Below are 497 nucleotides of genomic sequence, written 5' to 3' on the forward strand. Positions count from 1 at the left end.
GTGGCGTCGTCGACATAGACCAGCAGCGTGCACGCCGGCGCCCGGTCTTCGAACCAGCGGTGGTCGCAGCCGTCGATCTGGATCAGTTCACCGAGACAGGCGCGCCGGTTGCGCGGCTGGTAGACCTTGGGCGGGCGCTGCTTGCGCGGAACCCAAAGCCCGGCGCTCACCATCATTCGGCGGATCGTTTCCTTGGACAAGGTCAGTCCATGTCGCTCGCGCAGCTTCTCGCAGGCCAGCGTCGGGCCGAAGTCGGCGTAGTGTTCCCGGATCAGCCCAAGGGCCACGGATTCGCGGTCCGCGGGCATGCGGTTGTTGCTGGGCCTGCCGCGCTTGCGGGACACCAGTCCGGACGGGCCTTCCTGCCTGTACCGTTCCAGCAGCCGCCGGAATTGCCGATCCGTGATCTCCAACCGTTCGGCGGCCACGCCGGGCCGCAATTGACCATCCACGACCGCCTGGACGGTCTTGAGCCTGTCTAACTCACGCATGCTTAC

General features: G+C 66.6%; 1 protein-coding gene. It reads right to left on the reverse strand.

What is annotated here, in order from left to right:
- Positions 1-497 (reverse strand): helix-turn-helix domain-containing protein (locus AC1DQ3_RS36745; protein WP_477124983.1); only part of this gene is annotated, 497 nt, incomplete at both ends.

The organism is Cupriavidus sp. 01T418 (genome assembly GCF_056398885.1).